Annotated in this window: 9 protein-coding genes; 4 read left to right on the top strand and 5 right to left on the bottom strand. The window is 35.0% G+C overall.

All coding sequences use genetic code 11. The features are described from left to right. Position 1: 1 nt before the first annotated feature. Both topA and EOJ36_RS01130 read right to left on the bottom strand, forming a co-directional pair. Positions 2-2,485 carry a type I DNA topoisomerase gene (topA, locus tag EOJ36_RS01135; protein WP_127802180.1) on the bottom strand — a complete coding sequence of 828 codons (2,484 nt, stop codon included), beginning with the start codon at positions 2,483-2,485 and terminating at the stop codon, positions 2-4. Positions 2,486-2,591: 106 nt separating this feature from the next. Next, on the bottom strand, positions 2,592-4,874 hold the full coding sequence (locus EOJ36_RS01130) for a DUF5686 family protein (protein WP_127802179.1): 2,283 nt from the start codon (positions 4,872-4,874) through the stop codon (positions 2,592-2,594). A 98-nt stretch (positions 4,875-4,972) separates the two neighbouring features. On the opposite strand from EOJ36_RS01130, the gene EOJ36_RS01125 reads away from it, so the two are divergent. The 3 genes from EOJ36_RS01125 to EOJ36_RS01115 all read left to right on the top strand — a co-directional run bounded on the left by EOJ36_RS01125 (position 4,973) and on the right by EOJ36_RS01115 (position 8,877). After that, positions 4,973-7,237, top strand: a complete 2,265-nt coding sequence (locus EOJ36_RS01125) for an aconitate hydratase (protein WP_127802178.1) — start codon at positions 4,973-4,975, stop codon at positions 7,235-7,237. Between the two features lie 71 nt (positions 7,238-7,308). Continuing rightward, positions 7,309-8,250, top strand: coding sequence for a ribose-phosphate pyrophosphokinase (locus EOJ36_RS01120; RefSeq protein ID WP_127802177.1), 942 nt, complete (start codon positions 7,309-7,311; stop codon positions 8,248-8,250). A 60-nt stretch (positions 8,251-8,310) separates the two neighbouring features. Then, positions 8,311-8,877 (top strand): 50S ribosomal protein L25/general stress protein Ctc, encoded by a 567-nt coding sequence (locus EOJ36_RS01115; RefSeq protein ID WP_127802176.1) that lies wholly within the window; start codon positions 8,311-8,313, stop codon positions 8,875-8,877. A 77-nt stretch (positions 8,878-8,954) separates the two neighbouring features. On the opposite strand, the gene EOJ36_RS01110 is transcribed toward EOJ36_RS01115, so the two are convergent. After that, positions 8,955-11,123, bottom strand: a complete 2,169-nt coding sequence (locus tag EOJ36_RS01110; RefSeq protein ID WP_127802175.1) for a sodium-translocating pyrophosphatase — start codon at positions 11,121-11,123, stop codon at positions 8,955-8,957. Between the two features lie 112 nt (positions 11,124-11,235). Beyond that, positions 11,236-13,836: a DUF5686 and carboxypeptidase regulatory-like domain-containing protein gene (locus EOJ36_RS01105; RefSeq protein WP_127802174.1), complete on the bottom strand. Its 2,601-nt coding sequence runs from the start codon at positions 13,834-13,836 to the stop codon at positions 11,236-11,238. Between the two features lie 59 nt (positions 13,837-13,895). On the opposite strand from EOJ36_RS01105, the gene EOJ36_RS01100 reads away from it, so the two are divergent. Then, positions 13,896-15,098, top strand: coding sequence for an aspartate aminotransferase family protein (locus EOJ36_RS01100; protein WP_127802173.1), 1,203 nt, complete (start codon positions 13,896-13,898; stop codon positions 15,096-15,098). Here EOJ36_RS01100 and trxA read toward each other — a convergent pair. Then, complete coding sequence (gene trxA, locus EOJ36_RS01095; RefSeq protein ID WP_127802172.1) at positions 15,095-15,418, bottom strand: thioredoxin; 324 nt, start codon at positions 15,416-15,418, stop codon at positions 15,095-15,097. The genes EOJ36_RS01100 and trxA overlap by 4 nt on opposite strands. Positions 15,419-15,480: the final 62 nt, after the last annotated feature.

Below are 15,480 nucleotides of genomic sequence, written 5' to 3'. Positions count from 1 at the left end.
TTTATTTTTTCTTCTTTGTTGTAGGAGCATCTTCTCCTAATTTAATACAATCTTCCAAGGTTAAACTATGTGGGTCTGTACCTTTGGGAATTTTAACATTTCTCTTTCCAATTTGAATATAGGGTCCATACATTCCGTTAACCACTTTAATGGAATCATTTTCTGGAAATTCCTTTAAAAACTTATTGGCTTCTAAATTTCGTTTGGCTAAAATTAATTCAATGGCTTTTTCTAAGGTAATTGATGTTAGGGTTTCGCCCTTTCCTAAAGAATAATATTTACCGGCATGTTTTACATAAGGTCCAAAACGACCTTTACCAGTACTTACCAATTCATTTTCAAATTGTCCTAAACCATCTGCCTCAGCAGCTTTTTCAGCTTGTTCCAACACTTCAATTGCTTCCTTTAATTCAATTGTAAAAGGATCATAGGAAGCAGGTAAAGAAGTAAATTTGCTATCGAAGCGAATGTAAGGACCCAATCTACCAGCGCCAATAATTACAGCTTCATCCTTATAAATGCCAATTTCACGAGGCAATTTTGGGCGCTCCAATAATTTTAAAGCTTCCTCAAAGGTTAGTGTAGACAGATTTTGGCTCTTGTCTAAATTTACAAAAGTGGGCTTTTCTTCTTCTCCCGCATCACCTAATTGAACGAAGGGTCCAAATTTACCCAAGCGAACTGAAACATTTTTACCTGTTTTTGGGTCAACGCCCAATTCCCTTGCAGAACCCACAGAACTTCTTGAAATGGATTTTGATTCTTCTATGGTTTTATGAAAATCACCATAAAAATTTTTCATCATTTGAGTCCATGATAATTTACCTTTGGCAATGTTATCGAACTCATCTTCCATGTCCGCTGTAAATTTGTAATCTACAACATCATCGAAATTTTCCACTAAAAAGTCAGTAACTAAAGTACCAATTGGAGTTGGGAATAATTTTGCTTTTTCAGTTCCAAAAACCTCTTTATTTGTACTGGCAGTAATCTTTTTGTCTTTTAAAACAATTGATTTAGCTGATCTCTCTTTACCTTCACGATCTTCCTTAACCACATATTCTCGTTTAATAATAGTTGAAATGGTTGGTGCATAAGTTGAAGGACGACCAATTCCTTTTTCTTCCAAAGCTTTAACTAAGGAAGCTTCGGTATATCTAGCAGCTGGACGTGTAAAACGTTCTGCAGCCCTTAGTTCATTTAAATCTAATATTTGCCCTACATTTAAAGGAGGCAACATATCTTGGTTTTCATCCTCCTCCTCATCATCTTTTCCTTCCAAATATACTTTTAGAAAACCTTCAAAAGTGATTACTTCACCACTTGCAACTAATACCTCTTTAGAAGTAGAAATAGCGATTTGAGCAGTAGTACGATCAATTTGTGCTTCCGACATTTGAGATGCAATAGCACGCTTCCAAATTAATTCATACAATTTCTTTTCACGAGAATCCCCTGTGATGGTATTTACTTCAAAATCAGTTGGACGAATGGCTTCGTGGGCTTCCTGTGCCGACTCATTTTTGGTTTTAAACTGTCGTGCATGATGAAATTTAGGGCCATAATTGGCTTCAATTGCATGCTTTGCTTTATCACGAGCCTCCTGGGATAAACTTGTAGAATCCGTACGCATATAAGAAATACGTCCTGATTCGTATAATTTTTGAGCTACAGACATCGTTGTTGCCACAGCATAACCCAATTTTCTGGAAGCCTCTTGTTGAAGCGTAGAAGTGGTAAATGGAGGAGCTGGTGATTTTTTGGCAGGTTTAGTTTCCAAAGATTTGATAGAAAATTCTGCATTTACACAAGCCTCTACAAAAGTCATAGCATCTTTTTCTGTTTCAAAATTCTTAGGTAATTCGGCTTTCAAAATCTTCCCACCTGGTAAATTAAATAAGGCAGAAATTTTATAGGAACCTTGAGGTACAAATGCCTCAATTTCTTTTTCACGTTCAACGATTAATCGAACTGCTACCGATTGCACACGTCCAGCAGATAAACCCCTTTGAACTTTAGTCCATAAAACGGGCGATAGTTCAAATCCAATGATTCGGTCCATGATTCGACGAGCCTGTTGGGCATTCACCAAATCCATATCTATAGTACGAGGATGAAGGATTGCATTCTGTATGGCCGACTTCGTAATTTCTCTAAAAACGATTCGTTTTGTGTCATCTTTAAGTCCTAGAGCCTCTTTTAAATGCCAAGAAATAGATTCACCCTCACGGTCGTCGTCAGTTGCTAACCATACCTCTTCAGAAGATTTTGCCAAAGATTTCAATTCATTCACAACTTTGGTTTTATCAGTTGAAATGACATATTTAGGGGCAAAGTCATTCTCTATATCAATAGCTTTATCGCCTTTTGTAGGTAAATCACGCACGTGACCAAACGATGATTTCACTACAAAATCTTTTCCTAAATACCCTTCTATGGTTTTTGCCTTGGCAGGCGACTCAACGATTACTAAATTCTTTGCCATTGCTTTAAAAAATCCTTCAAAATTTCAATCGGACTTCAAATATAAGTCTACTTTAAACAAATGCAATCAATAATTTTTCCAAACTAAGAAAAAATCAATTTTTTGATTAATCAATTACATTTCCAACTCGAATCCTTGTATTGATGTTGATACGAAAACCAATGTAATTGAATTTACCATTGGTAAAATTTGCAATTCCTTCTAATCTCAATATTTTAAAAACTCCATCTAAACCGTAACCTATTTCATTATAAATCAGGTTTCTGTTTTGCAAATAAACAAAATTGGCAATCAACAATTCTTTCACGTAGGCCTTTTTTGTTCCTAAAAAGGGCTTCAACCAAAGATTTGAAAATTGAGTAATTGATAAGGCTTCCAGATAAGGACCTCCAGTAGAGTAGGTATAGTGACTTACATTTAAACGCTGATTGGTACCCGTGGTTATGTTCTGATAATAACCCACCAAACGATGAGAGGCTAAACTTTCTCCAGTCATCAATAAGTTATAATTTCCATTAAAATGTTTGTAATCGATAAAATAATCAGGAGAATGTCCTAAAAAAGTTCCAGTATTTATTTGTATTCCACTTTTTATCCAGGGCGAAAACTCAACATTATGAATGTAGGATAATTCTAAATGATGGAAATCGGCAACTGATTCGCCAACTCCTTTCCAGCCAGCACGATATTTGAATAAGAAAAGAGGAGAGGAACCTAACTCCGGTTTTCTTTCATCATTTACATAAGTGTAGGTCAAATTAGGCCTGAATCCAATATGAAAAGTGGTTGTAAATGCTTTGTGATCTGCAAATCCTTCTACAGCATATTCAGCATTAGTGGGATTATTAGAAGTAAAATCACGATTCAAATAATTGATCCAAAAATAATCGGTGATATTATTCATTTGAATCCTTTTGGCATATTCAATCCAAGTTTTTACGAAGAATTTACTTGAAAACTTATGATTGAAAAATAAACTCCCAAACTGCTTTCTATAAATCTTCATTTGATTATTTTTCAAAAGAAGGGTAGCCAATGAGTTCATTTCGGGGGAAATACTTATTTCAGAATTATATTGTTGTACATAATCACCACCAGTTAACACAACATCTGATTTATCTGTTTTAAATCGTACTTTCCCATATCCCGTAGTTCGATCCAAGGGAAAGGAATGTCGGGCCATATATTCCATTTCGAACATACTGTAGCGTGACCATCTTCTTCTGAAAACCAAACCTGCGGCCGAAACAAACCCTTCCGCAGTATTGTAATTCGAATCAAACAAAGGTGATTTGTAATAGATCTCATATGGATAAAAATCTTTTTGTCGCTCACCCCAGAAGAATGATTTACTAAAAATTAGTTGATAAGGTTGAAATTTAGAGGTTTTTAATGCGTCAAATTCAATATTTCCCTCTTTTTCATCGTTTAAATTTTCTTGATAAAGAATGGTATAATTTGGACTATAACGAATGGAATCAATAGTTTCAACACCTGTTTCTGGCCTTTGTTTCCATTTTTGAATCATCGAATCATGTAAAGTTCCCAACATTTGAGAAACGAAAACTTCATCAAATACACGTTCTGCAATATTTAATTTCTCCTGAATTTTTGAAGGGATTTGCAAAAGTTCAACATTCTTGGAAGCTGTGATTTCTGAAATAACATTTTCTTCCAACTCAAAAACACCATTATTCCCCAAAACCCCTCCAATTACTTTAAAATTAGCCTTAAGAGGTAACCATTTGTTTAAAGAAAATTGATAAGTCAGGTTTAGTTGATAATCAATTGCATCGGAAGAAACAATCGATTGCATATTCACCAAAAATCCAGTTTCTGAAATGATAAATGACCCTTTAAACAATCTATCTGTAGTGAATTTTGGAGAAAAATTATAGGTAAAACATTTTTGACCTTGAATTAGTGTATCTCTTTGATAGTTTAAATTGTAGTAATAATCTGCAAAATAGTTAAATGGTGAAACACATGAGGGACCTACTAAATCTTGGTAAAAATCTGGCCAGAAAAAAGGGGTAGGTTTACCACTTTTTTTGGAATAAAGTTCAAGTTTCTCTACTTCTTGTTGCGTTTGATTTAAGGAAATAACCTGAACATTATTAGTGTTTTTCTGTCCAAACCATTTATTTTCAAGAATTCCTTCGGTCTTAGCAATTCGGTTTTTACCAACACCTAATATATGATCAAATTTTCCACGTTCAGTTACCGATGCTTTAAATGAATAGCCTTTTAATTGAGAAGATTTATAGGGCGCATTTTTAATAATAAGTTTCAAAACAGAATCTGCCAAAATAGCTTGAGCGATAGCTTCTTTTGAAAAAACTACTAAAACAAATTGTAAAAAAAAGAAAAGTAAACGTTTAAAGCCCAAAATTGCCTAAATACAGATTAAATAATGTACAAAAAAAGTCAAAAATTGGCAAGAATCTATTATTTTTGCGGACAATTTTATAAAAACTAATTTTTGATATGGCCTTTGACATTGAAATGATTAAAGCGGTTTATGAAAGAATGCCTGCTAGAGTAGAAGCTGCTAGAAAGCTTGTAGGCAAACCGCTGACATTAACAGAAAAGATTCTTTATAGTCACCTTTGGGAAGGAACGCCAAGTTCTACTTTTTCAAGAGGTGCATCTTATGTTGATTTTGCACCAGACCGTGTGGCGATGCAAGATGCAACTGCCCAAATGGCTTTATTGCAATTCATGCAGGCGGGTCGTCCAAAGGTTGCTGTTCCTTCAACTGTTCATTGTGATCACTTGATTGAAGCAAAAGTTAGTTCAAATACAGATTTAGCAGTTGCTGTAGATAAAAACAAAGAAGTGTATGAGTTCTTATCTTCAGTTTCAGATAAATATGGTATCGGCTTCTGGAAACCAGGTGCTGGTATTATTCACCAAGTAGTTTTAGAAAATTATGCATTCCCAGGTGGAATGATGATTGGTACCGACTCTCACACGGTTAACGCAGGTGGTTTGGGTATGATTGCCATTGGTGTAGGTGGAGCTGATGCTTGCGACGTAATGGCTGGTTTAGCATGGGAATTGAAATTCCCTAAGCTAATCGGTGTTAAATTAAAAGGTAAATTAAACGGATGGACTTCTGCAAAAGATGTTATCCTTAAAGTTGCAGGTATCTTAACCGTAAAAGGTGGTACGGGTTGTGTAGTTGAGTATTTCGGAGAAGGTGCTACTTCTATGTCATGTACAGGAAAAGGAACTATTTGTAACATGGGTGCTGAAATTGGAGCAACAACTTCAACTTTCGGATATGATGATTCAATGGCTCGTTACCTTCAATCAACTGGTCGTGCTGATGTTGCTGAATTGGCAAACGGTGTTAAAGAACATTTAACAGCTGACCCAGAGGTTTATGCAAATCCAGAAGCTTATTTTGATCAAGTTATTGAAATCGACTTGGATACATTAGAACCACACTTAAATGGTCCATTTACTCCAGATTTGGCTACTCCAATTTCAAAAATGAAGGAATTAGCTGAAAAGAATGGATGGCCAACTAAAGTTGAGGTGGGTTTAATTGGTTCTTGTACAAACTCTTCATATGAAGATATCGCACGTTCTGCATCTTTAGCAAAACAAGTTGCAGCTAAAGGTTTAAAAACAAAAGCGCAATTTACAATTACACCAGGTTCAGAATTAGTACGGTATACAATTGAAAGAGATGGCTTAATTGAAATTTTTGATTCAATTGGTGCAACTGTGTTCTCAAATGCGTGTGGACCATGTATCGGTCAATGGGCTCGACCAGGTGCTGAAAAAGGAGAGAAGAACACCATTGTACACTCATTCAATAGAAACTTTGCAAAAAGAGCTGACGGTAATCCAAATACCTACGCATTCGTTGCATCTCCTGAATTGGTAACAGCTTTAGCTATCGCTGGTGATTTAACTTTCAATCCATTAACTGATACCTTGACCAACGAAAAAGGAGAACAAGTTAAATTGGAAGCTCCAAGTGGAGATGAATTACCAAAGCAAGGATTCGCTGCTGAAGACGCAGGTTACCAAGCACCAGCAGAAGATGGTTCAGCTGTTCAAGTAAAAGTTGCTGCAACATCAGATCGTTTACAATTATTAGATCCATTTGCTGCATGGGAAGGAAACGACATCAGTGGATTAAAATTATTGATCAAAGCAAAAGGAAAATGTACTACTGACCATATTTCAATGGCAGGTCCTTGGTTGAAGTACCGTGGACACTTAGATAACATTTCTAATAATATGTTGATTGGAGCTGTAAACTTCTTTAATGAGAAAACTGATTCAGTTAAAAATCAATTGACTGGTGAATACGGAGCTGTTCCAGCTACTCAAAGAGCTTACAAAGCAGCAGGAATTGGTTCAATTGTAGTAGGAGATACCAACTATGGTGAAGGTTCTTCACGGGAGCATGCGGCAATGGAGCCACGTCACTTAGGTGTTCGCGCAGTATTGGTAAAATCTTTTGCTCGTATTCACGAAACAAACTTGAAAAAACAAGGAATGTTGGCTTTAACATTTGTTAACGAAGCTGATTACGATAAAATTCAAGAAGATGATACAGTTGCAATCTTAGGATTAAAAGAGTTTGCTCCAGAGAAAACTTTGACAATTGAATTGACACATAAAGATGGTTCAAAAGAATCATTCTCAGTGAATCACTCTTATAATGCGCAGCAAATTGAGTGGTTTAAGGCAGGTGGTGCATTAAACATCATCCGAGCTTCTGTAAAATAAATTTGTTATTAAGGCGCAAAAAAACTAATATTGCGCCTTATTTCTTCTAAATACTTAATACATCAAACACAATGGCCGCCATCAATGCCGTAAAAATTTTTTCAGGTTCAGCCTCCCAATACTTAGCAAAAGATATTGCTAAATATTATGGCAAAGACCTTGGAGCAGTAACAACTCTTCGCTTTTCGGATGGTGAAATTTCGCCAAGTTTTGATGAATCTGTTAGAGGATGTGATGTTTTCATCATTCAATCAACATTCCCAACTGCAGATAATTTAATGGAATTATTGTTGATGATAGATGCAGCACGTAGAGCTTCTGCACACTATGTTACTGCTGTTATTCCTTATTTTGGATATTCTCGTCAAGACCGCAAAGATCGCCCAAGAGTTGGTATAGGAGCTAAATTAGTGGCTAATTTATTGACTGCAGCGGGAGCTGATCGTTTGATGACAATCGATTTACATGCAGGACAAATTCAAGGTTTCATGGACTTCCCGGTAGATCATTTGGAAGGCAATGCAATCTTTGTTCCGTATTTGAAATCGTTAAATTTAGAAAAAATCTTATTTGCATCACCAGATGTTGGAGGGGTAGTAAGAACACGTAATATGGCCAAATTCTTTAATGCAGAAATGGTTATTTGCGATAAGCACCGTAAACGTGCCAATGAAGTGGCTTCTATGCAATTAATTGGTAATGTAGAAGGTGCTGATGTAATCTTAGTGGATGACTTAATTGATACAGGAGGTACTTTGTGCAAAGCTGCTCAATTAATCATGGACAAAGGTGCAAAATCTGTACGTGCCGTGGTAACTCACCCAGTTTTATCTGGAAATGCGTACGACAATATCTCAAACTCTGTTTTAACAGAATTATTGGTAACAGATACCATACCTCAAAAACAAGTTTGCGATAAAATTAAGGTTCTTTCTGTAGCTGAATTATTTGCAAAGGCAATCGGAAGAATCAGAGATCATGAATCTATCAGTTCATTATTTATAAAGTACTAATTATTAACCGTTTTTAGGGGATAGCCACGGCGAAAGACTAAAAACACAAACAACAAAAAAATGAAAAAATTAGAGGTTGTAGGTTACAAAAGATCAACTCTAGGCACAAAAAGTGCAAAAGATTTACGTGCTGAATCATTAGCTCCATGCGTTTTATACGGTGGAAAAGACCAAATTCACTTTGCAGTTCCAATGATTTTATTCCGCGACTTATTGTACACTCCAGAGGTACACGAAGTGGAATTAAACATTGAAGGCGATATCTATCGTGCAATCTTAAAAGATGCACAGTTTCACCCAGTAAATGAAATGATTTTACATGTTGACTTCTTAGAAATCGTTGCAAACAAACCAATTAAAATTGATGTACCTATCAAAGTAATTGGAAATTCTCCTGGTGTTATCAAAGGGGGTAAAATGGTACAAAAATTACGTAAAGTTTCTTTAAAAGGTTTAGCTGAAAATATTCCTGATTTCGTTACAGCTGATATTTCTGGTTTAGATTTAGGTCAAACTGTTAAAGTAAACAAATTAACTGTTGAAGGTTGTGAGATTTTAAATCCACCAAGCAATCCAGTTGCAACAATCGATATCCCAAGAGCTTTAAGAGGTAAATTAACTGCTTAATTCAAACGGATTTTTCTGATAGAGACAAAAAAATAACCACCTTTTCAGGTGGTTATTTTTTTACTCGACCGAGCAATTTATTTCTTAGCAACAATCGATTTTACAATCGGTGCTTTCTCAACTTTTGCTGATGAAGAATCTTTCACAGCAATGTAAGGAGCAATTACCAAAGAAACAATTGACATCAATTTGATCAAAATATTCATAGATGGTCCAGATGTATCTTTGAATGGATCTCCCACTGTATCACCAGTTACAGCAGCTTTATGAGGTTCAGAACCTTTCTTGAAAGTTTGTCCGTCAATTAAAACACCTTTCTCGAAAGATTTCTTTGCATTATCCCAAGCACCACCAGCATTAGACTGGAAAATACCCATCAAAACACCTGAAACTGTAACACCAGCTAATAAACCACCTAAAACCTCAGGACCCATGGTAAATCCAACGATTACTGGTACAGATAAAGCAATAGCGCCAGGCAAAATCATTTGACGAATAGAAGCCTCCGTTGAAATAGCCACACATTTTTCATATTCAGGTTTTGCTTTGTATTCCATAATTCCTGGAATTTCTCTAAACTGACGACGAACCTCATTCACCATTTCCATAGCAGCTTTACCTACCGCAGAAATACATAATGCTGAGAAAATAAATGGAATCATACCGCCTACAAATAAACCAGATAAAACATCTGCTTTATATATATCAATTTTAGTAATTCCAGAAGTACCTACAAAAGCAGCAAATAAAGCTAATGAAGTCAAGGCTGCAGAAGCAATAGCAAATCCTTTTCCTGTTGCAGCAGTAGTATTTCCAACAGCATCTAAATTATCTGTTCTTTCTCTAACCTCTGAAGGTAATTGTGACATTTCTGCTATACCACCTGCATTATCTGCAATTGGTCCGAACGCATCAATAGCTAATTGCATAGCTGTTGTAGCCATCATACCTGCAGCTGCAATAGAAACTCCATAAATTCCAGCGAACTTATATGAGAAGAAGATACCAGCAGCTAAAACCAAAATAGGAATAACTGTAGATTCCATTCCAACAGCTAAACCACCAATTATGTTTGTTGCATGCCCTGTTCCAGATTTCTGAACGATTGAATCAACTGGACGCTTACCCATAGCAGTATAATATTCCGTTACAATTGACATCAAAGTACCCACAACCAAACCTACAATGATAGCATAAAATACGTCCATTGAAGAAAATTCAAATCCTCTTAATACTAATTTTGATGGTAAAATATTATTCACTAAGAAATAAGACGCAACAAACGTTATGATGATTGAAGTATAATTACCCATATTCAATGCACTCTGTACAGAAGATGTTTCACTTTTGATACGTACAAAAAATGTAGAAACCAAAGAGGCTAATAAACCAACTCCAGCGATTAACATAGGTAACAATACTGGAGAGAATCCACCATAATTATCTAAAACATCAATTTCTTGTCCCAATACCATAGTTGCAAGAATTGTTGCCACATAAGAACCAAATAAATCAGCACCCATACCAGCGACATCACCTACGTTATCTCCCACGTTATCCGCAATTGTTGCTGGATTACGCACATCGTCCTCAGGAATTCCTGCCTCAACTTTACCTACTAAGTCGGCACCAACATCAGCAGCTTTTGTATAAATACCACCACCAACACGAGCAAACAAAGCAATTGATTCAGCTCCTAAAGAAAAACCAGCTAATACTTCGATAGCTGTTTTCATTTCAACTGAAGTAAGACCTTGACCAGCTGCAAAAATTTGGTAGAATAAGATGAATAAACCTCCTAAACCCAAAATTGCTAAACCGGCAACTCCCATACCCATTACAGAACCACCTGTAAAAGAAACCGAAAGTGCATTGGCTAATGAACTTTTAGCAGCTTGAGCCGTACGAACGTTTGCTTGAGTTGCCACTTTCATACCAATATATCCAGCTGTTGCAGAAAATACTGCCCCAATTAAGAATGCAACGGCAATAAGGGGAGAAGAGTGGAATCCTTCACCTTCTTGACTACCCAACCAAGCCAAAATTAAGGCAGTAGGAATAGCAAAATAGGCTAAAATTTTCCATTCAGCTTTTAAAAAGGCAATGGCTCCATCGGCAATATAACCAGATAAAGTTTGCATGGTGTCGTCTCCTGCATCTTGTTTAGAAACCCAACTAAACTTCCATGCAGTGTACAATAAACCTACTAAACCAAAAGCAGGAACTAAGTAAACAATTGAATTCATAAAAAAATTAATAGTTAATTGTTAAAAGTTAATAGTAGGTAGTGCAAAGTGCATTTGGTACTATTTAAAAAAAATTTAGAACGAAAATAAGATAATTGACCCATATATCCAATTATAATGGAACACGAATTCGCACTTTATAATCTTGAGGAATCCAATCACCAAAAGGTTTAACAATATCAATGCCAAATCCACCTAAAACTCCATCAAAACCATATGACAACTCTTGATATAATTTAGATTTTGGTGAATTTTCATTTCGAATAAAATTAAATTTCAATGATTCACGAATTCCATACATATATAATGCAGGAATTCTATTTAATAATAATTTTCGAGGATGATACTCAATATTACCCCAAATACTATTTCCGGCAGTACTCATTAAATAATAAGGTAAAGCCAAAAAATTAGAAGAATTTTTCCCAATAAAAAGAATTTCATTTCCTGAATAATGCTTAAAATCTAGAAAATTAGAAGGCTTTTTAATAAAAGTATTGACACCAAGAAAATAAGAAAATTCTCCAAATCGCTCCAGATTTATTTTTTGTTTGATGGAAAATTCAATAGATGAAAATGAATTATCCAATTGTGCTTGCTTATATTTCAACTCAGCAACTAATTTATTTTGATCACCTAAATAGGAATATTGATTAAATCTTCTCCAAATTGAAAATGGTTGATATTTAATTCCAAACTGATAAAACAGTTGCTGGTCATTCCAAATTTTAGTGGGACCCATCTCTAAATTCAAAGGATCATTGGATTCAAATTCCTTTCCATCTAAATTAAAAATTCCTTTAGATTTAGTATTTACCAAATCATTTCTTTGCCGATATTCTAATATAGTTGAAAATAGAAATTTAGAATTTAAACGATATCGATAAGTTAAATTCACAAATTGATTTTCATAAAATTTTACAATATTTTGATTATGAAATAGGGCATATAAACTTGCAATTTTTTCAGAAATAATACTTTCCGTATTTTTTTGTTGAATTTCATCACCAAATCTGAACCTTATATATTGTCGACTACCATCATAAGATTTTTGAAAATCAATTGAATAATTAAATCGATTAAGTCCAGTTGAATATCTTAAATCACCTGAAATATTTACAAAATTTTGTCGGGAATTGGCATGTAAAAATTCTAATTTGTTGGTCAGATATAAGCCATCCAAAGCACTATAATAAATTCCAATACCGTCCAAATGAATTTTATTTCCAATTTGTTTTTTCTGGTAATCATAAGTTTTACCTGTCCACAAATGATAAAATTTAAATTTCGGTAGATTTCTAACCGAATCTTCTAACCTTTTTTTTGCTCCAGCTGCATAAATGGAATCAGCTTCTTTATAACCCTTAATTTCAGATTCCACCAAAGGAACCTCGCGTTCTTTTTCCCAATAATCTTCAGATTTTTTACTCGCCAATGAATCTATCTCAAAATCATATTCATTTTGATAGGTAAGTTTCTTTTCAGATGTAACTTTTTGCTTTTCTTCTTTTGAAATTTGTTGAAGAGCCTTTCTTAATTTTTTCCGAGTAATTTCTTGAGAAAATGAATTACTTGCCTGATTGGAGTTTTTTATTTTCTCTTGGTCAATCTCCTTGGCTAAACCTTTTTGCACCCGCTCATCAATTATTTGAGGTTTCACCAAAAACTTTGGATCGATATGGATGTTATATTGCTTAATTTGTGTAATATATTTAAAACTGGCATCAATTCCCATCATATTTATAGCCAAACTAACCTCATACTGAACGGGCATCCAAACCCCATTAAAATTTGCACATTGCTCATACATGTGGTTACTCGTATTATTTGTTTTAATGAGTAAATCTAATGAATAAATACTCCAAGTATCCTCTACAATATTCATCGTTCCACTCAATAAATCATCCGAAATCATTTTGGGACGAATCTGAATTTTACTTATTGTTTGCTCACCCAATTTAAAACTGCCTAAATAGGCAAAATTGTAATAAGAAAAGGCATTGGAGGAAAGGGGAGAGATCAAACTGCCCCAAACCTTACTTCTATAAAAATTTGTTTGTGCAATTCGTAAATTTGGTGAATCCTGGGCTTTCAGCTGTGCAGGCAAATTATTTCTATTTGAAATTACTCGCTCTTTTAATTGATTGGGTTTATTATATTCTAAAACATTAATTGCCTCTAAAACATAAGTAGAACCAGCTTTGATACCAGATTCTTTTTCCATTTTCTTCCCAATCAATTTATTCATGAGGGGAGAAATAGAGTTTACCTTTCCAGTACCTTTTATATAAGCTTTTGCTGTATAATTTCGAATTTCTTGTAAATGAAATGGGGCCATTGCAATCATTCTCCTCATCATAAGAATTGCCGGATCCTCCTTGAGTGCCCCAACTTGTACCTCTTTCAATGAAATAGACTGCTCAATTAATCTTATTTCAAATTTCTTATCTTTTGAATCCTTTTGAAAAACAACTTTTTCCAAATGCGGAACATGTCCTAAAAATCGAAAAGTAATTTCATGTTCGCCAGTACCCAAATTCATTAGAAATTCACCATTTTCATTGGCCAAAGTACCTCTATTTAAATTGGAAACCCATAAACTAGCAAAAGGAAGTGGTTCCCCTTTGGTATTTTTTATGATTCCAGAAATTGACTGAGACCAAACACTTTGAATACTTACAAATACAAAGAGGATAAATAATTTAATGCGCATGAGATAAATTTAGTGGTTTAGTTTTTAAAAGGATACTTAAATATAGTTAATTTTACTATATGAATATTTCCCAACGTCAACTCTTTTTAAATCATATTGCTCAAACGTCTGACGCACCGCTGGCTTTAGAAATTGAACGATCTGAGGGAATATTTTTAATTGATACTCAAGGAAAAAGATATATCGATTTAATTTCAGGGATTGCAGTATCAAATGTGGGCCATAGACATCCTCGGGTTGTTCAGGCCATTAAAAACCAATTAGATCAATACATGCACTTGATGGTGTATGGAGAATATATTCAATCGCCACAAGTTCAATTAGCAAAAAAGCTGATTGAAACCACAAAATCCAACCATTTACAACAGGTATATTTTACCAATTCTGGAACAGAAGCAACCGAGGGTGCCATGAAATTGGCAAAGCGATTCACGGGAAAAACCGAATTCATTGCTTGTAAAAATGCCTATCATGGGGCTACCCAAGGAGCCTTATCCTTAGCAGGTGATGAATTTTTCAAAAATAGTTTTCGACCACTTTTACCGGATATCAAACATATCGAACATGGAAATTTAGCAGATCTAGAAAAAATATCTACTAAAACAGCTGGAGTGGTCATTGAAATAGTTGCTGGTGAGGCAGGAGTGAGGACCGCCCCGAAATCCTATTTTCAAGGTTTAAGAAAAAAATGTAACGAAACGGGAACGTTATTAATTATCGATGAAATTCAATCTGGATTTGGCAGAACAGGTACTTTTTGGGCCTTTCAACAAATGGGGATTGAACCAGATATTTTACTTACTGCCAAAGGAATGGGAGGAGGTCTGCCTTTGGGTGCATTTATTTCATCGAAAGAAAAAATGTCGAGCCTGATGGACAACCCAGTACTTGGTCATATCACAACATTTGGAGGGAATCCAGTTTCATGCGCCGCCTCATTAGAAACTTTACAAGTAATCTTAGACGAAAACCTGGTTGATCAAGTTTTAGAAAAGGAAAAAATATTTCTAGAACTTCTAAAACATCCATTAATTAAGGATTTCAGACATGCTGGATTGATGATGGCGCTGGAATTTAAAGATTTCAAAACGGTAAAAGCCATTATCGATGAAGCAATTCCGCTAGGATTAATTACAGACTGGTTTCTCTTTTGCGACAATTCTTTACGCATTGCGCCACCTTTAATTATCACTCCAGAGGAAATAAAAATGGCCTGCAACATCTTGTTACAAGCCATTGATAAGGTTTCAAAAGCTGATTAAGCGTGCTTTAATAAAGTTTCTGCTAACACTGCCTTTGGAATATTTCCGCCTACTAATCTTTCCTTCATTTCACCATTTTTGAAAACCATCAAAGTTGGAATTGAACGAATACCCAAAGATGCAGGCACATTTGAATTTAAATCTACATTCATTTTAGCAACAATTGCCTTTCCTTCCACCTCCCCAGCTAACTCTTCCACAACTGGACCAATCATTTTGCATGGACCACACCACTCAGCCCAAAAATCTACTAAAACTGGAGTGTCTGTTCCTATTAACTCTTGAAAATTGGCATCTGTTGCCTCTACATATTTTCCCATGTTATTTTTTATTTTTAAAATTCAAATTTAAGTTAAAACACAAAATTGCCCTAAATAATTCC

It is taken from the genome of Sandaracinomonas limnophila (genome assembly GCF_004005965.1).
Lineage (GTDB): Bacteria > Bacteroidota > Bacteroidia > Cytophagales > Spirosomataceae > Sandaracinomonas > Sandaracinomonas limnophila.
Note: the sequence above shows the minus strand (reverse complement) of the source record. Positions and strands in the feature narration are given on the sequence as shown.